This window comes from Brachybacterium sp. SYSU DS0246 (assembly GCF_059391765.1).
In genome coordinates, this window is record NZ_JBZXYT010000003.1 from 116,481 (window position 1) to 139,585 (window position 23,105).

Below are 23,105 nucleotides of genomic sequence, written 5' to 3' on the forward strand. Positions count from 1 at the left end.
CGGGGCGCGCACGTTCCTCGGGCGGGCTGGGCCGCTACATCCTCATCCGGTTCCTGCTCATCATCCCGACCGTGCTGATCCTCATGACCATGGTCTTCTTCCTCATGAGGATCACCGGGGACCCGATCACGGCCGCTCTCGGCGGCCGACTCACCCCGGACCAGCTCGCCGAGCGCCGCGCCGAGGCCGGCTACGACCGGCCACTGATCGTGCAGTACTTCGACTATCTCGGCGGGGTGCTGCGCGGGGACTTCGGCACCGCCTACACCGACAACACCCCGGTCACGCAGATCCTCACCACCTACGGCGGGGCGACCTTCGAACTGGTCGCCTACGCCGTGGTGGTCGCGCTGGTCGCCGGGGTTCCGCTGGGCATGATCGCAGCCCGCACCCGCGACCGCTGGCCCGACGCGGTGCTGCGGATCGTCGCGATCCTCGGCTACGCGACGCCGGTGTTCTTCGTCGGCCTGCTGCTCAAGCTCGTCTTCTCCGTGGGCCTGGGCTGGCTGCCGGTGGCCGGGCGCATCTCGACGCGGGGTGAGCTGACGATGGGCTCGATCCTGAACCCGACGCCGTTCTATCTGCTGGACGCGATCCGGCTGGGACGCCTGGACGTGCTGGCCGACGTGCTCAGCCACGCCCTGCTGCCGGCGATCGCCCTCGGCGTGCTGACCGGCGGCATCTTCCTGCGCCTGGTGCGCACCAACATGATCGGCACCCTGGAGATGCAGTACATCGACTCGGCCCGCTCCCGCGGCGTCGCCGAGTCCCGCCTGACCACCCGGCACGCGCTGCGGCCGGCGCTGATCCCCATCGTGACGGTGATGGGCATGCAGATCGCGATGATGCTCGGCGGCGCCGTGCTGACCGAGACCACGTTCGAATGGAACGGACTGGGCTACATGCTCGCCGAGTACATGAAGGCCCGCGACTACGTGGCCGTCCAGGGCATCGTGATGACCCTCGCCGTCATCGTCGCCGTCTCCAACTTCATCGTCGACGTCGTCGCCGCTCTGATCGACCCGCGAGTGAGGTACTGAGATGACGCTGTCGAACCCCGTGCCCCCGGGCGAGGGCGATCCCGCCGAGGCCGATCTCTCGACCGAGTCGACGATCGTGGCGGGCTCCGCCCGTGCCCCCTGGTATCTGCGCCTGCCTGTGGTCAGCCACTATCGCCGCAGCGTCGGCCTCCAGCGCGGCATGCTGGTGACGGGTCTGGTGCTCGTCGCGATCCTGCTGCTGACGGCGCTGGCGGCGCCGTTGATCGCCCCCTACGGCTTCGCGCAGACCGCGGCCGACGGCACGAACTTCGGCGGTCAGCAGCCCCCGTCGGCCGCCCATCCGCTCGGCACCACCGTGACCGGCTTCGACGTGCTTTCCCGCGTGATCTGGGGAACCCGCACCGCGGTCGCCGTGATGGCGTGCGCGGTGGTGGCCTCCCTGTTCCTCGGCGTGGCTCTCGGCCTGCTCTCCGGGTACGTCGGCGGCCTGCTGGACCGGGTGCTGGTGATGCTGGCCGATGCGATCTATGCCTTCCCCTCCCTGCTGCTGGCGATCGTCATGTCGATCGTGATCTCCGGCGGGCAGTCCAACGCGTGGGGCGGCATCCTCGCCGCAGCCATCTCGATCACGGTCGTCTTCGTGCCGCAGTACTTCCGCGTGATCCGTGCGGAGGTCGTGCGGTTGAAGGCGGAACCGTTCGTGGAGGCCGCGAAAGTGGTCGGCACCGGGCACCGCCGCATCATGGGAACCCACCTGCTGCGAAACTCCACCCGCACGCTGCCGCTGATCTTCACCCTGAACTCCTCCGAGGCCATCCTGACCCTCGCCGCGCTGGGCTTCCTGGGCTTCGGGATCGAACCCACCAGCGCCTCCGAATGGGGCTACGACCTCAACCGCGCGATGGCCGATGCCACCAGCGGCATCTGGTGGACGGGCCTGTTCCCCGGCCTGGCCATCGTGCTGGCAGTGCTCGGGGTGACCCTCGTCGGCGAATCCATCAACGACCTCAACGACCCACGGCTGCGGACCCGCAAGAAGCGATCCCGCAAGACCGTGACGGCCGCGACCACAGAGAAGCAGGCGAGCGCATGAGCGACACCGGCACCGCCACCGAGCCCGCGACGGACCGCACGGCGCGGCTCGAGATCCGCGACCTCGACGTCCACTTCGCGACCGACGCCGGCGACGTCCACGCCGTCGACGGCGTCAGCCTCGAGGTCGCGCCCGGCGAGATCCTCGCGATCGTGGGCGAATCCGGCTCCGGCAAGTCCGTCACCGCCCGCTCCATCCTGGGGCTGCTGCCCGAGACCGCCGAGGAGACCGGGGGCATCCTCATCTCCGGCACCGACGTCGTGGGCCTGACCGGGCCGCGGCTGCGCGCACTGCGCGGCGAGGACGTCTCGATGATCTTCCAGGAGCCCTCCAGTGCGCTGAATCCGGTCTACCCGATCTGGTGGCAGATCGGCGAGGGTCTGCGTGCGCACCGGCCGAAGCTGACGCGCAAGGAGATCCGGGCCGAAGCCATCAAGGCGCTCGAGTCGGTCGGTATCCCTGATCCGGCCGAGCGCATCGACCGCTACCCCCACGAGTTCTCCGGCGGCCAGAAGCAGCGCGTGATGATCGCGATGGCGCTGGCCCTGGGGGCGGAGCTGATCGTCGCCGACGAGCCCACCACTGCCTTGGACGTCACGGTGCAGGCCGAGATCCTGGAGCTGCTGCGCGATGTCCGCGACCGCTTCGGGACCTCCGTCATCGTCATCACCCACAACATGGGTGTGGTGGCCGATCTCGCCGATTCCGTGGCCGTGATGTTCCGCGGGAAGGTGATCGAGCGCGCCGGCGTCCAGGAGCTGTTCGCCGAGCCCCGCGAGGAGTACACGCAGAAGCTGCTCGCGGCCGTGCCGCACCTGGGGCGCCGCTCCGCATGGACGGAGTTGAGCACCGCGCAGCGCCAGGTGATCGAGGACGCCGATCCCGTGGTCGAGGCGAAGGACCTGGTCATCGAGTACCCGGGCCGGCTGGGGCGGCCCCCGTTCCGGGCCGTGAAGGGCGTGGATTTCACGATCCGCGCCGGAGAGGTCTACGGCCTGGTCGGCGAGTCCGGCTCCGGCAAGACCACGATCGGCCGTGCCATGGTGGGGCTGGAGCGCACCACCGGCGGCAGTCTGCGCGTGCTCGGCCACGAGATGAACGGCGTCAGGGAACGAGCGTTCAAACCCGTGCGCCGCCGTATCGGTTTCGTCTTCCAGGATCCGGCGACCTCGTTCAACCCGCACCTGACGATCGAGCAGTGCATCGCCGAGCCGCTGATCGTGCACGAGCCCTCGCTCAGCGCGGCCGAGCGCACCCAGCGGGTCCGAGACCTGCTGGAGGCCGTGGAGCTGCCCGGCGCCTACTCCGGCCGGTACCCTCACGAGCTCTCGGGCGGGCAGCGCCAGCGCGTCTCCCTGGCGCGGGCGCTGGTGCTCGGTCCCGAGCTGCTGATCGCCGATGAGCCGACCAGCGCGCTGGATGTGTCGGTGCAGGCCACCGTGCTGGACCTGTTCCGGGAGCTGCAGTCCCGGCTGGGTTTCGCAGCCCTGTTCATCAGCCACGACCTCGCTGTGGTGGACACCCTCGCCCATCGGATCGGGGTGCTGTACCGCGGGGAGCTGGTCGAGGACGGCCACGGCCCCGAGGTGCTGCAACGGCCCCGCCACGACTACACGCGCAAACTGATCGCCTCCCTGCCCGTGCCGGACCCCATCGAGCAGGCGAAGCGGCGCGAGGCCTTCATCCAGCAATGGGGGAGCGGGGCGGCGAGCTAGCCGATACGCCGAGATCTCTCGGCCGCCTCGGCGCGGACGAGGAGATCCAGCGCGACCGGGCACGGTCACCGTCCGCGGTTCACCCGGAATTCCGCGGGCCGACGGGCGATGCTCACGGTCGCGTCGTCGGCTGGTATGGACCCGTGGCTACGGTTCGAGAGTTCCTCACTCCTCCAGAACCAGGCACGGTGACACCATGGTCGACTCTCCGCAGAATCCCGCCCAGAACCCGTCGGCCCCGCATGCTCGGGCAGCCCGCACCCGTCGCGACGTGCTGCGCTTCTCGACCGCGGCTGCGACCGGCCTCGCCGCCGCAGGCACGATGGGAGCGGCCGCGGCGGCGCCGGTGGCGGGCACGGGCGGCGGAGCCCCGCCCAAGGACGGCGTCGTGCGCGGCGAGCTGAGCTTCCGTGAGGACGGCACGTTCACCGTCGTCCAGTTCAATGACACCCAGGACACGCACCAGACCGACGTGCGCACGATTCAGCTGCAGGAAGCGGTGCTCGACGACGTCCGTCCCGACTTCGCGCTGATCAACGGGGACGTCTTCAACGGCGGTCCCTCCACGGCGCTCGAGGCCAAGCAGGCCATCAACAACGTGGTCCGCCCGATGGAGGACCGCGGGATCGCGTGGGCCCTGACCTTCGGCAACCACGACGAGGACTCCACCGAGAAGACCGGCCTCGACGAGAACGACTACATCGACTTCGTGCGCCAGTACCGCCACAACGTGAACACCGCCGGGGCGCGCGGCATCACCGGCACCGGCAACCAGGTGCTCACGGTGACCTCCGCAGCCGGGAAGGGCGACGCCTTCGCGCTGTGGCTGCTGGACTCCGGCCGTTACGCCCCCGAGGAGATCGCCGGGCAGGACTTCGAGGGATACCCGGACTGGGACTGGCTGCGCCCGGATCAGATCCAGTGGTATCTCGAGGCCTCCCAGGAGCTGGAGAAGAAGAACAAGGCGCTCGTGCCGGGGCTCGTGTTCCAGCACATCGCCCTCTGGGAGCACCGGTTCATGTGGTTCGCCAGCGTCGACTCCCGCACCGAGGCCGACCACGCCCGGGCACTCGAGAAGCACGGGATCACCGGCGAGCGCAACGAGGACGAGTGCCCGGGCCCCTTCAACTCGGGCATGTTCTCCGCGATGCTGCAGCGCGGCGACGTCAAGGGCCTGTTCGTCGGCCACGACCACATCAACACCTACGTCGGCGACTACTACGGCATCAAGCTCGGCTATGCGCCCGGCACCGGATTCGGCACCTACGGGCTGGGCGGCGACGAGGACCACCGCCTGCGGGGCGCGCGCGTGTTCCACCTCGATGAAGGCACCGAGGACGTCCTCGCCGGCACCGAGCTGCGCTTCGCGGCTGACTACGGCATCGACCTCAGCGCGGGGGCTCAGCCCGGGGAGCCGGCGGACTTCCCCGAGGGGATCAGCTGACCGCGTCGGCCCCGACTCGGGACCCTCTCGGTCCGAGCCAGCCAGCCGGCCTCGACGAGACGGGCGGCAGCTGGACGAAGCAACCGAGTGGTCTTCTCGGTGCTGGAGTACACGCTCCGGTGCGCATATCGTCGATAAGCACCGGTGCGCAGGACCTCGGTCGAGGACGTCGGGCGGGCCGGAGCAGAGGACGCCTTCCGTGCCGAGGACGAGACCGGCAGCGCATGATCCAGGAGTGAGCATGACGATCATCGGGTATCACGCATCCCACGAGCAGATCGCCCCCAGCACCCTGCTCGCCGACGTCCAGCGCGCCGAGGCGGTCGGGTTCGACGCCGCCCTGTGCTCGGACCACCTCGCACCCTGGGGAACGGCGCAGGGGGAGGCCGGCTTCGCGTGGAGCTGGCTCGGCGCCGCGATGGCGAGCACGACACTGCCCTTCGGCGTCGTCACAGCGCCCGGTCAGCGGTACCACCCCGTGGTCATCGCACAGGCCGTCGCCACCCTGGCCGAGATGTTCCCGGACCGGTTCTGGGCGGCCTACGGCAGCGGCGAGGCCGTCAACGAGCACGTCACAGGAGACCCCTGGCCCGACAAGGACACCCGGCGCCGGCGCGTGACGGCGTCGGTCGAGGCGATCCGCCGTCTGCTGGCGGGCGAGCAGGTCGACGTCGACGACGTCGTGCGGATCCACCAGGCACGGATCTGGAGCCGTCCGGCCACCCAGCCGCCCGCGATCGCCGCCTCCGCCAGCCCCGACAGCGCCCACTGGGCGGCGGGATGGGCCGACGGGATGATCACCGTCGGCATCGACCCGCAGAGCACCTCGCAGGTGCTCAGCGCCTACCGCGACGCCGGCGGCACGGGGGAGACCATGCTGCAGGCCCATGTCAGCCTGGCCCCGAGCGAGGACGAGGCACTGGCCATCGCCACCGACCAGTGGAAGCACGCCACCGCCTCGGCGACGATGTGGGACGTCGAGCAGCCCGAGGACTTCGACGCCCTCGCGGAGCCGACTCCCGAGGCGATGCGGTCCTCCGTGGCGATCGCCGGCTCGGTCGAGCAGCTCGCTGGGCAGCTGACCGCGGCGGGCCGAGGCTTCGACCACCTCTACATCCATCACGTCGGCCAGGACCAGAGCTACTTCCTGGATCGGGCCGACGGCCTGATCAGCGTCCTGAAGGAGACCCTATGAGGCCGGCCGACCGCAGCGACCTGTGGTGGCGATCCGCCGTCATCTACTGCCTGGACATCAAGAAGTACCAGGACTCCGATGGTGACGGGATCGGCGACATCGACGGTCTTCTCGACCGCATCGAGTATCTCGCCGATCTCGGCGTGACCTGCCTGTGGCTGATGCCGTTCCAACCCACGCCGGACCGGGACGACGGCTACGACGTCACCGACTACTTCGGCGTCGACAGCCGCCTGGGCGATCTCGGCCGGTTCGTCGAACTGATCCGCGTCGCCCACGACCGCGGCATCCGCGTGATCATCGACCTCGTCATCAACCACACCTCCGATCAGCACCCGTGGTTCGTCGATGCCCGCAGCAGCCGCGACGCCCGGCTCCGCGACTTCTACGTCTGGCAGGACGAGCCCACCGACGATGCCGGCAGCAACGTCTTCCCGACCGAGGAGGACGGCGTCTGGCAGTACGACGAGCAGACAGGGCAGTACTACCTCCACCACTTCCATCACCACCAGCCGGACCTCAACCACTCCAATCCCGAGGTCCGTTCGGAGATCTCGCGCATTCTCGGATTCTGGCTCGAACTCGGGGCCGACGGCTTCCGCATCGACGCGGTGCCGTTCCTGATCCACCCGCCCGGAGCGGGGAACCAGAGCGACCCCCACGCCTTCCTGCGCGAGCTGCGGCGGTTCGTCGCCCGGCGCTACGGCGGCGCGGCGCTGCTGGGCGAGGTGGGCCTGGACCACCAGGACCAGCTGGACTACTTCGGCAACCCGGGTGTGGAGCTGGACCTGCAGTTCGACTTCGAGACCGCCGAGGCAGCCTTCCTCTCCTTCGTCCGCCACGATCCCGCGCCGCTGGCGACAGTGCTGCGGGAGCTGCCCGCGGTCGACGTCAGTCAGGGCTGGGCCAGCTTCCTGCGCACCCATGACGAACTCAATCTCGAACTGCTCGGCGATGCCAAGGAGGAGGTCTTCGAGGCGCTCTCACCGGACCCGCGCCAGCGGGTGTACGGGCGGGGCATCGTGCGGCGACTGGCCCCGATGCTCGGCGGGGACCAGCGCAGGATCCGCCTGGCCTACAGCCTCCTGTTCTCCCTGCCCGGGGCACCGGTGCTCTACTACGGCGAGGAGATCGGGATGGGGGAGCCGGCCGGCACCGAGGACCGCTCCGGCGTGCGGACCTCGATGCAGTGGCACTCCGGGCGCAATGGCGGGTTCTCCACCGCGCGCCGCGACGACCTCGTGGAGCAGCTGCCCGAGGGCGACTACGGCCCCGAGCGTGTCAACGTCTACGACCAGCTGCACGATCCCGACTCCCTGCTGTCCTTCCTCAAGACGCTGATCGGTGAATACCGTGCGACCCCGGAGATCGCCTTCGGTGACCTCGCGGTCCTGGAGACAGGAGAGGGGAGCGCCCTCGCCCATGCCGCGGTCTCCGAGGGGGCCGTCTTCGTCGCCCTGCACAACTTCGCCGACCACGACTGCACGGCCACGGTCGATGTCGGTGCTCTGGCCGAGCAGATCGCATCGGCCGAGTTCCATGACCTCCTGCAGCCGGAGAGCGTGACCCGCCCGGAGAACGGACAGCTCCAGGTGGAGCTGGGGGCGTACGGATTCCGCTGGCTGCGAGCGACCCGAGTATGATGCGACCGGCCGGGCACGCCGGGATGGCGGCCCGGCGGGCGGAGAACCCGGTTCCTCGACGCTCGGAGGAGCACCATGGCGATGAGCCAGGCGAGCGCCATGGCGCTCTTGAGCATCCCGCCGGTGCGGGGACTCGTCTCGGTGGTGGCACTCCTGTTCACTGTCACGTTGCCGTTCCAGCCGGACCTGGGGATCGCCAGCCGGATCGGGTTGGCGCTGGTCCTCCTCCTGCTCAGCGCGGTGCCCTGGGCTGTCACTCTCAGAGGGTTCCTTCAGGACGTGCAGGAGCCGCGGCGTGTCGGTGGTGCCGTCATGATCGCCCAGCGGCCTCGTCGGCTCGCGATCGTGGTGTCCTGGATCGCCCTGGCGGTGCTGGTCGTCGCCATCGTGGTCCTCTGCGTTCTGGTCGGCGTCGGCACTGAAGGTCCCTCCGCGGGCCTCATGGCGGCCGGATCCGTGCTCGCCGCCGTCTTCGGACTCGCGGTGTCCTCGCTGCTGCCCCGGCTCAGCCGGTGGTACGCCGACGGAGCCGGGATCGTGGCCGTGTCCCCTGAGGGCCTGGCCGTCGTCCCGGACCACGGCGGGGACGCCACCACCTTTCCCTGGGATCGTGTCGGGCTGGTGCTGGGAGAGTCGCGGGCCGTCTCATCGCTGCCGCCCGATGTCGGCGCCGGGCTCGGGAAGCGCGTCCGCTGGCGGCCCGGGGCGCACACGGCGGTACGGCGCTGGACGCAGGAGGGTTTCGCTCCCACCGCCGCGGAGGTCCGTGGTCTCGGGTTGGATCCCGAGTGGTCTCAAGATCCGGAATCCGGGGTGGCGCCCCGCGCTGGGCAGTGGGTTCACATCGCGCTCATGAGTTGGGCAACCGCGGTCTGCGGGCTCCTGGGCGGGGCGATGATCGTGGCGGTCCTCCTGGGAAACGCGCCGTGGTGGGTCCTGGTCCTCCTCGCCTGGGCGCCCGTACTGGGCTTCGTGATCCTCGTCCCGAGACTGTGGCGCCTACTGCGCACCGTCGGGCGCCGAAGCGCCCGCGTGACGAGCGAGGGCTGGATCGATGTTCTGCACGGCCAGGGACTGGTGCCGTGGAAGCACATCGAGAGAATCGAGGTGGGCGGGCGCCACACCCTGGTGGTCGCTCGGATCGACGCACCGAAGTTCCGCGACAAGGACCTGGGGAATCGTCTGAACCATCGCGTGACCCGGGCCATGGAGAACTGGCCCATCAGGATCCCGAGCGCCGGGCCGCTGTTTCGTGAGACCGATCCACGATATCTCCCGTACCCGCCGGAGACGCGTGCCTTCACCCTGGTCGACGACGCCGAGCGAGTCGGGGGAGTGAAAGTCCGCCGGCGGCCGTGAGCGGCGACGGGGCGGGACTGAGAGCGACCCGGTCAGGACGATGTCGTCGCGAGCACCTCGAGCACGCTGTCGCCGTACTCGGCGAGCTTCTTCGCGCCGACCCCGCTGACCCCGCCGAGGGCGGCCACCGAACCGGGGCGGGCTTCGATGATCCCCACCAGCGTGGCGTCGGAGAAGACCATGTACGGGGCGATCTGCTTCTCCTTGGCCACGGAGGTGCGCCACGCGCGCAGCGCCTCGAAGACCTCGCGCTGACTGGGCTCGAGACCGTCGGCCGCTCGAGACGTCGCCCCGCCGCCCCAGGAGGAACCGCGGGAGGAGCTGCGCGAGCGCGATGGCTTCGTGGGCGTGCGGTCCACCGCGAGTTCGACGGTGACCTCGCTGCGCAGGACAGCCGGTGATTCAGGCCCCGGCACGAGCACGCCGTAGTCGCCGACGGCCTCGACGATGCGGCGGGCCAGCAGTTGGCGCAGCACCGTGCGCCACTCCTTCTCACTGAGTTCCGCGCCGATGCCCCAGACGCTGAGCTCATCGTGTCGGGACTGGCGGGAGCGCTCGTTCTCGCGGCCCAGCAGCACGTCGATCACCTGCCCGGAGCCGAACTTCTGATCGCGCTCGCGGTCGAGGCGGATGATTGCCGAGAGCAGCTTCTGGGCGGCGACGGTGGCGTCCCAGGTCTGCGGCGGGCTCAGGCAGGTGTCGCAGTTCCCGCACGGTTCGGAGTCCTGCCCGAAGTAGCGCAGCAGCTGCACGCGGCGGCAGGAGACGGTCTCGCACAGGGCGAGCATCGCGTCGAGGTGGGCGCGGGCGTTGCGCTTGAACTGCTCGTCGCCGTCCCCGGAGTCGATGAACCTGCGGAGGTTGACCAGGTCGCCCAGGCCGTAGGCCATCCATGCCGTCGACGGCAGCCCGTCACGGCCGGCCCTGCCCGTCTCCTGGTAGTAGCCCTCGATGGACTTGGGCAGATCCAGGTGGGCGACGAACCGGACGTCCGGCTTGTCGATGCCCATGCCGAAGGCGATCGTCGCCACGACGATCAGCCCCTCGGCCCGCAGGAACCGTTCCTGGTGATCCTGGCGCACCGCCGCGTCGAGCCCCGCGTGGTACGGCAGCGCCGGGATCCCGCGATCGGAGAGCCACTGGGCAGTGGCTTCGACGCTCTTGCGCGAGAGGCAGTAGACGATGCCCGACTCGCCCTCGTGCTCGGTCGTGATCAGGCGCAGCAGCTGCTCGCGCGGGGAGGCCTTGGGATCGATGCGGTACTGGATGTTGGGGCGGTCGAAGCTGGAGACGAAGTGGCGGGCGCCCTCCATCCGCAGCCGGTCGGTGATCTCTGCGTGGGTGGCCTCGGTGGCGGTGGCCGTCAGCGCGATCCGGGGCACGCCGGGGAATGCATCGGCCAGCACGGCCAGTCCCAGGTAGTCCGGCCGGAAATCGTGGCCCCACTGGGAGACGCAATGGGCTTCGTCGATCGCGATCAGGGAGAGCTCGGCGCGGCGCAGCAGATCGAGGGTGCGGGGGAGGACGAGACGCTCGGGCGCCATGTAGAGCAGATCGAGCTCGCCGGCCAGAAGCTGCTGTTCGACGGCCTGTGCCTCGTGCGGCTCGAGCGTGGAATTGAGGAAGGCGGCCCGGATCCCGACGGCTTCGAGCGCGGCGACCTGATCGGCCATCAGCGCGATGAGCGGGGAGACGACGATACCGGTGCCCTCGCGCAGCATGGCCGGGATCTGGTAGCACAGCGACTTGCCGCCGCCGGTGGGCATGAGCACGACCGCGTCGCCGCCGGAGGCGACGTGCTCGATGATGGCTGCCTGCTCGCCGCGGAAGGAGTCGTAGCCGAAGACGGTCGAGAGGATGCGCAGCGCCGGGTCGGTGGGGGAGCCGTTCGCCGGGGCGGAGTCGACGGCGACATGCCCGTCGGAAGTCAGGATCGGGTCGGCGGGGTGGGGCTCGTCCATGCTCACCACTGTATGGGGCACGGGCCGGCGTGGCGGACCGCGGTGGACCGGGCCATCATCCATCGTCCTCGTCGCTGGTGTCGTGTTCGCTGTCGTCCTCATCCTCCTCCTCGAAGTCCTCGTCATACGGTCCCCACCACTGGTGCTGACACGATGAGCACGTGCGGTCGGGGCCGATCATCGTGCAGCCGCCGAAGACCATCCACGCCGGTGCGGCCTCCACGTACAGCACGTCCGGCAGCCCTCGGACATGGTGGACGATCTCTCCCGAACCGCAGCTCGGGCACGTTCCACGCTCGGGGAACTCAAGCGGTCGGCCGACGCTGTCGCTCGGCTCGGGTGGAAGGATCATGGGAGCAGTCTGGCGCGAGGGTGTGACAACCGACTCGCCCACGCTCGACCCGACATCGTCCGTTCGGACGAAGACGTCGCGACGCTGCCATCGCACCATGGCGACATGGAGTCACCCGCCCGGTCCACACCGGTTCTGTCCGCATCGGCCCGTGCCGGGATCGTCCTGTGGGCAGTGCAGGTGCTGTACGTCCCGATCGAGTTGGCCGCCGCGGCGTGGAGCACCGCGCCCTACAGCCTGGCGCACAACACGATCAGCGATCTGGGCGCGGTCACCTGCACGTCGATTCCCTACCACTCGCAGCACGTCCCGGTCTGCTCCCCGGCTCACGTGGCCGTCAACGGTGCCTTCATCCTGTTCGGAGCGGCGATGGCGGTGGGCGCCGTGCTGCTGCGCCCGCAGCTGCCGACGGGAGCGATGATGACGGCGGCGGTGGCACTGTGGGTGATGACGGGCCTGTCGTCGATCGGTACCGGGTTGACGCCGCTGGATCAGCTGCTGACTCTGCACGTGATCGTCTCGCTCCCGGGCATCGTGCTCAGCGGCGTCGCCATGGCGCTGACCGGGGCCGTGCTGGCACGATCGTGGGATCCACGATGGTGCCGGCTCGTCGCGATCGGAGCGCTCAGCCTCGTCTCGGGTGTTGTCCTGCTGGTCAGGCTCGAGGTGCAGTGGGGCGGTCTGATCGAGCGCTTCGCACTGTGGCCGTCCTTCGCCGCATGCACGGTCGTGGCGCTGGCCGCGCTGCGCCGAGCTGGCGAGCCTGGGCGACCGGGACCGCGACAACGCGGCGCGGCGCGGAGGCGTGACATCGCGTCATGAGACCCCGGGCGTCCGTGCTGGGCAACTGCCTCGTCCTGCAGCGGACACTGCGCTCGATGGCCGGGCCCTGATCGGTGGGTCTCAGCCGCAGGTGTCGCAGACCCCGGTGTAGGGCATGGCGTAGAAGCAGGACGGGCAGATGGTCAGGACCTCTTCCCCCTTGGCGGGCGTCTTCTCGCGGGGCTGCGCGGTGGAGAGGTCGAACCCTTCGACCTGCTGATCCGGGCGGTCCGTCGGGGCGAGGCCCTTGCGGAACTGGACATACCCGGGATGGATGTACATCAGGGAGCGCCCGTTCTCGTCCTGCGCGGTGATGCTGCCGTTGGACTGGGTGCGGTAGAACGTCCGCGCCCCGATGCGATCGAAGTTCTCCCCGATCAGGCGGATGTCGGCGAGGGACCAGTTCGAGTTCCACGCGAGCGCCTCGTCACGGGTCATCCGGCGGCGGGTGGCAGAGAGAGTGTTCATCACCTAAGTAGAGCACGGCGTGCAAAGGCCGCCCGGCGAACCCGACGTGCTCTCTTGACGTATCAGTGTCGGTGTGCCGACTCATCGACGCTGGTCAGCGCGGAGGCTCGGCCGCGTGATCAGCGAGGCGAGTAGATCGCGCTCTCGGCCCCCGTCACGGCGGCCCAGTACCGGTCTCCGAACGACCAGTGCCACCACTCAGGTCGGTAGTTCACGAGGCCGGCACGGGTGAGGGCTGTTCCCAGCGTGTCGCGCCACCATCGCGCCTTCGCCGTGATGTTCCCGGAATCTGTGAAGCAGGCGCCGTCGCTCGCCTCGGGCGTGGCGTTGACCGGGCAGCCCAGATCCAGCTCCTGCCCGTCCTGGACCAGCGTGAGGTCCACTGCCGCGCCGCACGGATGCGGGGCGACGGCGGGAGGAGAGATGTGCTTGCTCGCCTCGACATGAACCCTCTGAGCGGACCAGTGGGGATGTTGCCCGGCGAGATCCTGGCAGCGTTGGTCGAAATATCGATGCTGCAGCTCGACGGGACGGTGGTCTTCGACGACCAGGATCCGGATCCCGTCCGGCAGGGCGCGCTGGGCGACCACGAGCCGATCGAGCACGCCGCGTCTGAGCGTGGCCCAGGCCCCTTCCGGATCCTCCTTGCGCCGGTCCAGCAGCAGGTCCGGAGCGGTCCGGATGTCGACCAGGTCGTCACCGCACTCGGTGACGGGTATATCGAGGAGCGTCGGATCCGAAAGCAGCAGCACACGGGCATCGTAGAACTCCCGGAACCCCGCACAGGTGCGGCGATAGGGACAAGGACTGGTCGGGGCGTATCGGTGAATTCTCGGCACGACCACTCCGCGGCCACGCCCGATTCGAGGGGTCGGCTGTCTGACCCCATTCGTACCTTTTCTCCTGAAGGCCCCAACCGGTAGGTGTTCGCCTCCGACATCGCGTCGGACGCCGATGCTCGTCGCAGATCCTGACCCTCGTCGAGCTCACGTATCCGCAGCAGGCCTCTTTTCTCAGCAGTAGCCCTGGCACGCCCGTGCCCAGGGCCCTCACCATGTACACAGAATGGAGTGCAGCTGTGAACAGCAATGCGCCCACGCCCGACGATCCGTCGGCCTCGAATCTGCCGCCCGCCCCGAATGTCGGCGCCGGTGCTCCCGGACCGCACCGCGATGACTCGGCTGCCGTCCCACCCAATGCCCCTGCGCCGTCGCGGAAGAAGAGAAGAGGATTGTTCGCTGCCGGCTGCGGGTGCATCGCTCTGTTCGTGGTGCTCGTCGGCGGCTGCTCCGCCATCGCCCTCTCAGGAAGTGGAGATCCTCAGCCGAGCGAAACGGAGACTGCGGTCGCCGAACCCGCCGACGTCGAGAACGTCGAGGAGCCTGCGGAGGCCGAGGCACCGGTCGACGACGCCCCGGCCGATGAGGACCCTGCGGAGGAGGCGGCAGCTGAGGGGGACGACGCGCCCACTGAGGAAGCCCCCGCCGAGGAGAAGGCGCCGGCCGAGGAGGAGGCGCCAGCTGAGGATGATGTCCCGGCGGAATACACCTCTGCGCTGAACAGCGCCCAGAGCTACTCCGATCTGCTGCACATGTCCAAGCAGGGGCTGTTCGACCAGCTCACCTCGGAGTACGCCGACCAGTTCTCCGATGAGGCGGCGCAGTACGCCGTGGACAACGTGGAGGCGGACTGGAACGCGAATGCGCTGGCCTCGGCCGAGAGCTACTCGGAGACCATGCACATGTCCAAGCAGGGAATCTACGACCAGCTCACCTCGGAGCACGGCGAGCAGTTCCTCCCCGAGGAGGCGCAGTACGCCATCGACACCATCGAGGCGGACTGGAACGAGAATGCGCTGGAGAGCGCCCGCTCGTATCGGGACACCATGGACATGTCGCCGGACGCCATCCATGATCAGCTGACCTCCGAATACGGCGAACAGTTCACGCAGGAACAGGCCGACTACGCGATCGAGCACCTGGACGACTGATCGCTTGCGCTCCCTGCCCGGCCGTCGAGGCGGGCAGGGGGCGGCGCTCCGTGTCGCCCTTCGCCGTGCGCCGTGCGCGACGCCGGGAAGGCTCTCGCGCCCCCGCCGATCACCACGAGAGTCATCACTGATCGCCCGGCACGCCGTACGACGGGGCCGACGTCGGATCGACCGCACGTGTGAGGTAGTCCTGCTTCTGCGGTAGCCACAGCTGGAGCAGACGCGTCAGGTCGGCGAGCGGGTCACCGCTGTCGTCGACCCGCAGGTCCGTGGTTCGCCACGCGACGTCTTCGACGACGGCGAGCCTCCGCAGCCGTCACGAAGTACGTCAGCTGGGTCAGGGAGAGGTCGCGTCTGTGCGCGGGTATCCGGTCGCCTCCTGGTCGCACGGGGATGCTCCAGCATGAGGCGTCGCCCGCGGCCGGGTCGGCGGGATGCGCGACAGGACCGATCCGGCAGGGCGCGGCGGTGGTCGGAGTGGCCTTCCGCACGCCCACCGTTACCTGGGGCTCACATTCGGCTCACAATGCGACGCAAAGCGTCACATTAGCCCCTGCATCACGTAGCGTTATGGACGACCGATCCGATGCATCGGGCCACTCCAGGCGCCTGCAGGCCTCCGCGAGACCTGTCGCCCCCGACGCCTTCGCCAGGGCACGGAGCGCAGCCCGGGCATCCGGGTGCCCCCATGCATCCACCGACCCACCTTCACGGAAGGACCCCCGTGGCTTCCCACGTCGTCGACATGCTGACCATCGGCAACAGCTTCAGCACCCCAGAGATGCGGGAGATCTGGAGCGAGGAGAATCGCCTGCGCTGTCAGCTGGACGTCGAGGCGGCCCTCGCCGCGGCCGAGGGTGCACTGGGTGTGATCCCGCGCGAGGCGGCCGACGCGATCGAGCGCGCGGCCCACGGCGACTTCGATCTCTCGGCAATCGCTGCCGAGGGTGCCAAGGCGATGCACTCGCTCAACGCCACGGTCACCGCTCTCCAGCACGCCTCGGGTGAGTACGGGGAATGGGTCCACTACGGCGTGACGACGCAGGACATCGTCGACACCGGCACCATCCTGCAGATCAAGGCCGCGATCGTCCCGCTGCGGCGGGACCTGACCGCTGTCGCAGTCGCACTGCGCGACCTCACTGCGGCGCACCGGGACACCCCGATGGCCGCGCGGACGCACTACGTGCAGGCATTGCCCACGACATTCGGATTCAAGACCGCCATCTGGCTGGACGAGGCCCTGCGCCACCTCGAAAGGTTCGACGGCGTCACCCCGGATGTGCTGACCGGCAACGTCTCAGGGGCCGTGGGCACCTACGCGTCCTTCCAGGGGCGCGGTCGCGAGATCGAGCGGGAGACGCTGCAGCGCCTGGAGCTGGCCACGCCGCGGATCGCCTGGCAGGCCGCCCGGGACCGCATCGCGGAGTACGCCACCGTGCTCGGACTGATCTCCACCACGCTCGGCAAGATCGCCACCGAGCTGTCCACCCTCATGCACAGCGAGATCGGCGAGGTCGAGGAGCCCTTCACTGCCGGCAAGATCGGGTCGACCACCATGCCGCACAAGCGCAATCCCGCACTGCTGGAGGGTGCCGCGGCGCTGACCGCGCCCATCAAGCACGCCATGGCGCTGGTCCTGGACGGCTCTGCGACCGTCCACGAGCGCGATGCGATCAGCTGGAGGGCGGAATGGATCGCCCTTCCCGAGATCCATCTCTACCTCTCGGCGCAGCTGAAGACGCTCGGCGGAATCCTGTCCGGGCTCGTCGTGCACGAGGACGCCATGGCGCGCAACCTTGAGCTGCAGGGCGGACTGATCCTCAGCGAGAAGGCCATGTTCGAGATCGGTCGCGAGCTGGGCAAGCAGACCGCGCACCAGATCGTGTACGACGCGTCGATGGCCGCGGTCGAGACCGGCCGGCACCTCGCCGACGTCCTCGCCGAGGACGAGCGTGTCGCCTCCCGCTTCGAGCCGACGATGATCCGTTCCTGGCTGGAGGCGGGCGCCTATCTCGGGGAGACCGGTGCGGCCATCGATGATGTCCTCGCCGCGGCCGACGCCGCCGGGCTGCCCGCCGGTGAGTCCACGAGGCCCGGCCCGGCCGGATCGGCACCGTCCGACGGATCCGCCTCGTGACCGGCTCCGAGACGGGACAGAGCGCGACCAGCCGGCCGGGGTTGGCTCGGCTCGAACAGATCCAGCCCGAGCGCGCCGATGAGTACCGTGATCTGCTGCAGGCCGCCTATTCAGCGAACGTCGAGCTCGGAGTGCATTTCGGTGCCTCGCAGGCCTCTCGAGACGATGTGCTGACGCATCTGCGCCAGAACATCGCCTACGGCACGTGCGACGAGAACGGCGCCCTCATCGCGACCGTCTCCCTGCGCATGCCGTGGGGACCGAACCCGGGGTATCTGGGGCTGCCGCACATCGGCTGGCTCGCCACCCGCCCGAGCCACGCCGGGCAGGGCCTGGCGCGTTCGCTCCTCAGCCAGCTGGAGCAGCAGGTTCTGATCGGTCAGCTCCATGCCCCGGCGGTCTCGCTGGGCACCGCCCAGGATCATCCCTGGCTGGGCGCGTACTACCGCCGGCTCGGCTTCGAGCCTGTCGGCAGCCGGGACCTCGGCCTCGGCCACATCACCGACTTCTACATCCGCCCCCTCGACGACGTCGCCTACGCCGGCTGGCAGGCACGTCACACCGAGCTCTTGAAAGGACTCTCCTCATGAAGCGACGCACCTTCACCCTCTCTGCGCTGGCCCTCCCGGCGCTGCTGGCGGCGTGCAGCGGTGGTGACTCCGGCGCCATCCGCGCCGGGTCCACCGGCCAGTCCTTCCCCAACAGCTACCAGCAGGACGGCACGCTCGTCGGATTCGACGTCGAGGCGATCGAGACCATCGCGGAGAACCTGGGCCGCAGCGTGGACTGGACCAATGCCGACTTCTCCGGCCTGATGGGACAGCTGGAGGCCCGCAAACTCGACACGATCGCCAACAACGTTGCCGTGACCGAGGAGCGCGCCGCGCAGTACGACTTCACCGATCCGTACGCCTACATGGGCGCCACGATCGTCACCACCGGCGACAACGACGAGCTCAACGAGCTCGAAGACATCGCCGGGCACACGATCGCCGGCGTGCTGGGATCGAACAACACCACTCATCTGGAGAACTGGATCTCCGAACACGGCGTGGACGTCGAGATCCGCACCTATGAGACACGCGATGGCGCCATGCAGGATCTGCTCTCCGGCCGCGTGGACGGGTACATCAACTCCACCGGCATCTTTCTCGCCGAGATGGCCGAGAACGGCACGGACCTGAAGTTCGTCGGAGACCCGATTGCCTGGGAGTCGGTGGCTTTCCCCTTCGAGAAGGGTTCCGAGCTGGTCGCTCAGTTCAACGAGCAGATCGCCGCGCTGCATGAGGACGGCACCCTGGTCGAGCTGTCCCAGAAGTACTACGGCGATGACGTGACCACGGAGCCAGAGGGTTACGAAGGGAGCTGATCGATGGATCTCGATCCGGCATACATGCTGGAGGTACTGCCCCAGCTGCTGAAGTTCCTGCCGATCACACTGTTGATCGCCGTCGCCTCGATGGTGTTCGCCATCCTGATCGGTCTGCTCGTCGCGCTGATCCGTTTCCTGCAGATCCCCGTGCTGGATCAGCTGGCCCAGCTGTACGTCTCTCTGTTCCGTGGGATCCCCACTCTGGTTCAGCTGTTCCTCATCTACTACGGGCTGCCGCAGCTGATCCCCTCGCTGTCGACCATGGACGCGCTGACCGCCGCGATCGTCGGGTTCTCCCTCAAGGAGTCCTCGTATCTCGCGGAGATCTTCCGCGCCGCCCTGACCAGCGTCGACAGCGGACAACTGGAAGCCGGTCTGGCGACGGGGATGACCGCGCCGCAGGTCTACCGGCGCTACATCATCCCTCAGGCCGCCTACAACGCCCTGCCGGCTACCGGCAACATCTTCATCTCCCTGCTCAAGGAGACCTCGGTGGCCTTCACTCTGGGCCTTACCGAGTTGTTCGCCGAGGCCAAGATCGTCGCCTCCGCATCCTTCCGGTTCTTCGAGACCTTCCTGGTTGTGGGGCTGGTGTACTGGCTCCTGGTGATCGCCTACTCCTGGCTGCAGGGCCGACTCGAGAAGCGCCTCAGCCGCGCCTACGTGAGGTGAACCCCGCATGATCGACGTCAAAGACCTCAGCAAGACTTTTCACGGCAGGTCCGGAGAGAACACCGTCCTAGACGGCGTGGATCTCCAGGTCGGGACCGGCGAGGTGGTCGCGATCATCGGGCCCTCCGGCTCGGGGAAGTCCACCCTGCTGCGCTGCCTGAACCTGCTGGAGGCCCCCGACACGGGGACCATCGGCATCGACGACGTCAGCGTCGTCGCGCCCCGCATCACGGGCCCTCAGAAGCGAGCGCTGCGCTCGAAGACAGCCATGGTGTTCCAGAGCTACAACCTCTTCCGCAATCGCACGGCGCTGCAGAATGTCATGGACCCGATGACCGCCGGCGGGACCTCGAAGGCGGACGCCGCCTCGCGGGCGCGCGAGCTCCTCGAGCGCGTGGGCATCGCCGAGACGACCATGCAGCAGTTCCCGGTGACGCTGTCCGGCGGGCAGCAGCAGCGTGTCTCGATCGCCCGTGCCCTGGGTGCGCAGCCCTCGGCGATCCTGCTGGACGAACCCACCAGCGCCTTGGACCCCGAACTGGTCGGGGAGGTGCTCGCCGTGATCCAGGACCTCGCAGAGCAGAACATCACCCTGGTCATCGTCACCCACGAGATGGCCTTCGCCGCCGACGTCGCCGATCGCGTGGTCTTCATCGATGGAGGCCGCATCGTCGAGGAGGGACCGGCTCGCGAGGTCATCTCGACCCCGCGCGAGGAGCGCACACAGCGGTTCCTGCGTGAGACCAGCGGTCCACGGCCGCCCGCGCCGGCGGCCGGACAGAGCGCCGAGGAGCCGGGGGAGGAAGCCCCGGGCCTGGGCCGCTCTCCACTGGATACGAGGGGTCCGCTGGGGTGAGCGTGAACGCTCCGGAGAGCGCCGACGAGTCCGTCCGGGACGCTCTCGCCCGGGCCGTGCACGAGGCCGACCCGTTCTCGGACCCCTCCTGCGCAGACTGGCTGCGGGACGCGGCCGGCACGGCGGTGGCCGATGTCATCGCCGCATCCTTCGCCGTCGACGCCGACCCGTCCGCCCGTGCAGATCGCGACGGGCTCCTGGACTGGGCCCTGGCCGAAGGCACCCCGGCAGACCCGCGGGCTGTGATCGGCAGCGGGCACGCCTTGTCACCATCGCGCGCAGCCCTGGTCGGCGGATTCCAGGCTCACCTGCTCGATCTCGACGACACCCATGAACTGGTTCGGGGCCACCCCTCCGCGGTGCTCGTGCCCGCCCTCCTCGCCCTGGCCGGCCCGGACGACCCGATCGACCGGCTGCTGGCCGCCTACACCGTCGGGCTGGAGGTGATGGCCCGACTCGGCGAGTCTCTCGGGCCGATGCACTACCAGGCGGGATGGCATCCCACCGGAACCGCCGGTGCGGTCGCGGCGGCGGCCGCCGGAGCGCACCTGCGCTCCCTGCCCGTCTCCCAGGTCGCCACAGCACTTTCCGTCGCCGCCTCGAGGGCCGGGGGTGTGCGTGCGCAGTTCGGCACCTCGGGTAAGCCGCTGCACGCCGGTCTCGCATCCCAGAGCGGCGTCGACGCCGTCGGCTGGGCCCAGGCGGGCCTCCGCACGGCCGAGGACGCCGTGCTCGGCCCCGCCGGGCTGCTCGCCGCTCACGGCGTCCCCGAGGAGGGACGGCGTGCGGTGGTGGCCGGTCTCGGGACGCCACGGATGGCCCGGGACGCCGTGGGCAGCGGCTCCGGTGCTCGGATCGACGGTTCCACCGGCCCGGCCCCCGGCACCGCCTGGGCGCTGCTGGACCCCGGTCTCTGGTTCAAGCGCTACCCCTTCTGCTCAGCAGCGATGGCCGCGTCGGATGCCGCCTTCGCCCTCGCGGCCGGGCTCGAGGGATCCGCCTCTGAGCGCGCACGAGAGATCGCCTCGGTGACCGTGCGGATGCGCCCGGGCGCTGATGCGGCACTGATCCATACGGCTCCGCGGACCGCAGAGGAAGCCCGCTTCAGCGTCGAGGCCGTCGTCGCCCTGATCCTCCTGGGTCACAAGCCTTCCCTCGAGCACCTCGCCGGAGGCAGCCTGGACCCGCTGGTCGCAGAGGTCGGCGCCCGGATCCGCCGGGAACACGTTCCCGCGCCCGCCGGAGCCCCTGGGCTCCGGAGCCAGGCGGGCCCCGCCGCGCCCGAGGATCCTCCCGTGTCAGGTGGTCCCGCCGGGTCGAGCAGCCCTGCCCGGGCTGGCGCCGGCCGTCGAGACTTCTGGACGGAGGTCGTGCTGCGCACCACCGATGGCCGCACCCTGACGGCGCATGCCGATCGGCCACTCGGGGCACCGAAGAACCCGCTGCCCGCGCCCGCCCTGCGCGACAAGCTGGTCGCAGCCACCGGTGATGCCGCCCGGGCTGACCGGATCCGCTCACTGCTCGGGGTCGACCACCGCGCAGGCGCGGACGTCGCCGTCCCCGGGACGCCCCCGGGCACGGACCGCCCCACTATCGTGCAGCTGGCCCCGCTGCTGCAGGACCCACCGCAGTACCCCGACGGAAGGAACCCCGGTGACCATCACCGCCGCCACCGATGAGCAGCTCGCCCTCGTTCAGGACGAGGCCGTGCGCATCACGCGCGATCTGATCCGCATCGACACCAGCAACTACGGCGGCCACGATCCGGCCACGTGGGGACCGGGGGAGCGCACGGCCGCTGACTACGTCGTCGCCCAGCTCGAAGAGGTCGGCCTGGCACCGGAGATCATCGAATCCCGGCCCGGCCGCGCGAACGTCGTCGTGCGGGTCCCGGGATCGGATCGCGAGCGCGGCGGTCTGGTCATCCACGGTCACCTCGATGTGGTGCCGGCTCACGCCGAGGACTGGTCAGTGGATCCTTTTGCCGCCGAGATCGTCGACGACGTCCTCTACGGCCGCGGCGCGGTGGACATGAAGGACATGGACGGCATGATCCTCGCCGTCGTCCGTCACCTCGCCCGAACCGGCCAGAAGCCGCCGCGCGACCTGGTGATCATCATGTTCGCCGACGAAGAGGCGGGCGGGACCTACGGATCGCGCTGGATGATCGCCAATCGCCCCGACGTGTTCGAGGGATGCACGGAGGCGATCAGCGAGGTGGGCGGTTACTCGATCACCCTTCCGGACCGGGCGACTGGGCAGGATGTGCGCGCCTACCTGCTCCAGACCGCGGAGAAGGGGTACGCGTGGATGCGGCTGCGAGCCACCGGCCGCGCCGGCCACGGCTCCGTACCCAACGACGAGAACGCGATCGTGCGTCTCTCGCGGGCCGTCGCGGCGATCGACGACCACGTCTTCCCGCGCGAGTACGTGGCGAGCGTCCGCACGCTGTTCGACCGGGTCACCTCGATCACCGGCACCCCATGGGACGAACAGGACGTCGAGTCCTTCCTGCCGCTGCTGGGTGGGGCCCGCCAGTTCGTCACCGGCACCCTCGCCGACAGCGCGAACGTGACCACCTTCCACGCCGGGTACAAGGGCAATGTCATCCCGCAGACGGCCGAGGCGGAGTTGGACTGCCGCTTCCTGCCCGGGCACCAGGACGACCTGTTGGCGCTGATCGACGAGCTCTCCGGCGAGCATGTCGAGGTGATCGTCGACAAGATCGGCATCTCGCTGGACGCGCCGCACGAGACGCCCTTCGTCGATGCGATGCACCGCTCCATCCTCGCCGAGGATCCGGGCGCCGAACTCGTGCCCTACTGCCTCAGCGCCGGCACCGACAACAAGCAGCTCGCGCAGATCGGCATCGACGGGTACGGCTTCGCTCCGCTGCAGCTGCCCGCCGACCTCGACTTCGCTCCGCTGTTCCACGGCATCGACGAGCGTGTCCCGGTCGACGCGATCCGGTTCGGTGCCCGCGTCCTGCTTCGGCTCGTCGCGGACTGCTGAATCCTGCACC

The 23,105-nt window shown here is 69.4% G+C and carries 20 protein-coding genes; 16 read left to right on the forward strand and 4 right to left on the reverse strand.

All coding sequences use genetic code 11. The features are described 5' to 3' along the window. The first annotated feature begins 26 nt into the window (after positions 1–26). The 7 genes from AC5020_RS02450 to AC5020_RS02480 all read left to right on the forward strand — a co-directional run bounded on the left by AC5020_RS02450 (position 27) and on the right by AC5020_RS02480 (position 9,450). Complete coding sequence (locus tag AC5020_RS02450; protein ID WP_377017262.1) at positions 27–1,040, forward strand: ABC transporter permease; 1,014 nt, start codon at positions 27–29, stop codon at positions 1,038–1,040. A 1-nt stretch (position 1,041) separates the two neighbouring features. Further along, complete coding sequence (locus AC5020_RS02455; RefSeq protein ID WP_377016627.1) at positions 1,042–2,094, forward strand: ABC transporter permease; 1,053 nt, start codon at positions 1,042–1,044, stop codon at positions 2,092–2,094. Beyond that, positions 2,091–3,809, forward strand: coding sequence for an ABC transporter ATP-binding protein (locus tag AC5020_RS02460; protein ID WP_464987094.1), 1,719 nt, complete (start codon positions 2,091–2,093; stop codon positions 3,807–3,809). Before AC5020_RS02455 ends, AC5020_RS02460 begins: the two co-directional genes overlap by 4 nt. 196 nt (positions 3,810–4,005) lie before the next feature. After that, complete coding sequence (locus AC5020_RS02465) at positions 4,006–5,253, forward strand: metallophosphoesterase family protein (RefSeq protein WP_464987095.1); 1,248 nt, start codon at positions 4,006–4,008, stop codon at positions 5,251–5,253. A 241-nt stretch (positions 5,254–5,494) separates the two neighbouring features. After that, positions 5,495–6,448: an LLM class flavin-dependent oxidoreductase gene (locus AC5020_RS02470; protein ID WP_464987096.1), complete on the forward strand. Its 954-nt coding sequence runs from the start codon at positions 5,495–5,497 to the stop codon at positions 6,446–6,448. Next, the gene (locus tag AC5020_RS02475) at positions 6,445–8,091 is read left to right on the forward strand and encodes an alpha-amylase family glycosyl hydrolase (protein ID WP_464987097.1); all 1,647 of its coding nucleotides are present in this window, start codon (positions 6,445–6,447) and stop codon (positions 8,089–8,091) included. Before AC5020_RS02470 ends, AC5020_RS02475 begins: the two co-directional genes overlap by 4 nt. Before the next feature lie 81 nt (positions 8,092–8,172). Beyond that, positions 8,173–9,450, forward strand: coding sequence for a hypothetical protein (locus AC5020_RS02480; protein ID WP_464987098.1), 1,278 nt, complete (start codon positions 8,173–8,175; stop codon positions 9,448–9,450). Positions 9,451–9,482: 32 nt separating this feature from the next. Here the strand turns inward: AC5020_RS02480 and recQ are convergent, their stop codons facing one another. Both recQ and AC5020_RS02490 read right to left on the reverse strand, forming a co-directional pair. Beyond that, positions 9,483–11,411, reverse strand: a complete 1,929-nt coding sequence (gene recQ, locus AC5020_RS02485) for a DNA helicase RecQ (protein ID WP_464987099.1) — start codon at positions 11,409–11,411, stop codon at positions 9,483–9,485. A gap of 55 nt (positions 11,412–11,466) precedes the next feature. Continuing rightward, positions 11,467–11,763, reverse strand: a complete 297-nt coding sequence (locus tag AC5020_RS02490; RefSeq protein ID WP_464987100.1) for a hypothetical protein — start codon at positions 11,761–11,763, stop codon at positions 11,467–11,469. Between the two features lie 105 nt (positions 11,764–11,868). On the opposite strand from AC5020_RS02490, the gene AC5020_RS02495 reads away from it, so the two are divergent. Continuing rightward, positions 11,869–12,585, forward strand: coding sequence for a DUF998 domain-containing protein (locus tag AC5020_RS02495; RefSeq protein WP_464987101.1), 717 nt, complete (start codon positions 11,869–11,871; stop codon positions 12,583–12,585). 81 nt (positions 12,586–12,666) lie between these two features. On the opposite strand, the gene AC5020_RS02500 is transcribed toward AC5020_RS02495, so the two are convergent. Together AC5020_RS02500 and AC5020_RS02505 are read right to left on the reverse strand one after the other, a co-directional pair. Beyond that, the gene (locus AC5020_RS02500; RefSeq protein ID WP_377016645.1) at positions 12,667–13,053 is read right to left on the reverse strand and encodes a hypothetical protein; all 387 of its coding nucleotides are present in this window, start codon (positions 13,051–13,053) and stop codon (positions 12,667–12,669) included. 119 nt (positions 13,054–13,172) lie between these two features. Beyond that, complete coding sequence (locus AC5020_RS02505; RefSeq protein WP_464987102.1) at positions 13,173–13,805, reverse strand: M15 family metallopeptidase; 633 nt, start codon at positions 13,803–13,805, stop codon at positions 13,173–13,175. A 479-nt stretch (positions 13,806–14,284) separates the two neighbouring features. Here AC5020_RS02505 and AC5020_RS02510 point away from each other — a divergent pair, with 479 nt between their 5' ends. From AC5020_RS02510 to AC5020_RS02545, 8 genes are all read left to right on the forward strand, one after another. After that, positions 14,285–15,043: an Ltp family lipoprotein gene (locus AC5020_RS02510; protein ID WP_464987103.1), complete on the forward strand. Its 759-nt coding sequence runs from the start codon at positions 14,285–14,287 to the stop codon at positions 15,041–15,043. A gap of 724 nt (positions 15,044–15,767) precedes the next feature. Next, positions 15,768–17,183: an adenylosuccinate lyase gene (purB, locus tag AC5020_RS02515; protein ID WP_377016651.1), complete on the forward strand. Its 1,416-nt coding sequence runs from the start codon at positions 15,768–15,770 to the stop codon at positions 17,181–17,183. Next, positions 17,180–17,773: a GNAT family N-acetyltransferase gene (locus AC5020_RS02520; protein ID WP_377016653.1), complete on the forward strand. Its 594-nt coding sequence runs from the start codon at positions 17,180–17,182 to the stop codon at positions 17,771–17,773. The genes purB and AC5020_RS02520 overlap by 4 nt, the downstream gene beginning before the upstream one ends. Beyond that, positions 17,770–18,552, forward strand: a complete 783-nt coding sequence (locus AC5020_RS02525; RefSeq protein ID WP_377016655.1) for a transporter substrate-binding domain-containing protein — start codon at positions 17,770–17,772, stop codon at positions 18,550–18,552. The genes AC5020_RS02520 and AC5020_RS02525 overlap by 4 nt, the downstream gene beginning before the upstream one ends. Before the next feature lie 3 nt (positions 18,553–18,555). Continuing rightward, on the forward strand, positions 18,556–19,227 hold the full coding sequence (locus AC5020_RS02530) for an amino acid ABC transporter permease (protein WP_377016657.1): 672 nt from the start codon (positions 18,556–18,558) through the stop codon (positions 19,225–19,227). Between the two features lie 7 nt (positions 19,228–19,234). Next, a complete protein-coding gene (locus AC5020_RS02535) occupies positions 19,235–20,083 on the forward strand; it encodes an amino acid ABC transporter ATP-binding protein (protein WP_377016659.1) in 849 nt (282 codons plus the stop codon). Continuing rightward, positions 20,080–21,762, forward strand: a complete 1,683-nt coding sequence (locus tag AC5020_RS02540) for an MmgE/PrpD family protein (protein ID WP_464987104.1) — start codon at positions 20,080–20,082, stop codon at positions 21,760–21,762. Before AC5020_RS02535 ends, AC5020_RS02540 begins: the two co-directional genes overlap by 4 nt. Further along, on the forward strand, positions 21,737–23,095 hold the full coding sequence (locus AC5020_RS02545; protein ID WP_377016663.1) for a M20/M25/M40 family metallo-hydrolase: 1,359 nt from the start codon (positions 21,737–21,739) through the stop codon (positions 23,093–23,095). The genes AC5020_RS02540 and AC5020_RS02545 overlap by 26 nt, the downstream gene beginning before the upstream one ends. The last annotated feature ends 10 nt before the right edge of the window (positions 23,096–23,105 follow it).

What these genes read in the sequence shown, in the direction of transcription:
- AC5020_RS02455 (WP_377016627.1), top strand. Translation starts at nt 1,042, where the DNA reads ATGACGCTGTCGAACCCCGTGCCCCCGGGCGAGGGCGATCCCGCCGAG.
- AC5020_RS02460 (WP_464987094.1), top strand. Translation starts at nt 2,091, where the DNA reads ATGAGCGACACCGGCACCGCCACCGAGCCCGCGACGGACCGCACGGCG.
- AC5020_RS02465 (WP_464987095.1), top strand. Translation starts at nt 4,006, where the DNA reads ATGGTCGACTCTCCGCAGAATCCCGCCCAGAACCCGTCGGCCCCGCAT.
- AC5020_RS02470 (WP_464987096.1), top strand. Translation starts at nt 5,495, where the DNA reads ATGACGATCATCGGGTATCACGCATCCCACGAGCAGATCGCCCCCAGC.
- AC5020_RS02475 (WP_464987097.1), top strand. Translation starts at nt 6,445, where the DNA reads ATGAGGCCGGCCGACCGCAGCGACCTGTGGTGGCGATCCGCCGTCATC.
- AC5020_RS02480 (WP_464987098.1), top strand. Translation starts at nt 8,173, where the DNA reads ATGAGCCAGGCGAGCGCCATGGCGCTCTTGAGCATCCCGCCGGTGCGG.
- recQ (WP_464987099.1), bottom strand. Translation starts at nt 11,411, where the DNA reads ATGGACGAGCCCCACCCCGCCGACCCGATCCTGACTTCCGACGGGCAT.
- AC5020_RS02490 (WP_464987100.1), bottom strand. Translation starts at nt 11,763, where the DNA reads ATGATCCTTCCACCCGAGCCGAGCGACAGCGTCGGCCGACCGCTTGAG.
- AC5020_RS02495 (WP_464987101.1), top strand. Translation starts at nt 11,869, where the DNA reads ATGGAGTCACCCGCCCGGTCCACACCGGTTCTGTCCGCATCGGCCCGT.
- AC5020_RS02500 (WP_377016645.1), bottom strand. Translation starts at nt 13,053, where the DNA reads ATGAACACTCTCTCTGCCACCCGCCGCCGGATGACCCGTGACGAGGCG.
- AC5020_RS02525 (WP_377016655.1), top strand. Translation starts at nt 17,770, where the DNA reads ATGAAGCGACGCACCTTCACCCTCTCTGCGCTGGCCCTCCCGGCGCTG.
- AC5020_RS02530 (WP_377016657.1), top strand. Translation starts at nt 18,556, where the DNA reads ATGGATCTCGATCCGGCATACATGCTGGAGGTACTGCCCCAGCTGCTG.
- AC5020_RS02535 (WP_377016659.1), top strand. Translation starts at nt 19,235, where the DNA reads ATGATCGACGTCAAAGACCTCAGCAAGACTTTTCACGGCAGGTCCGGA.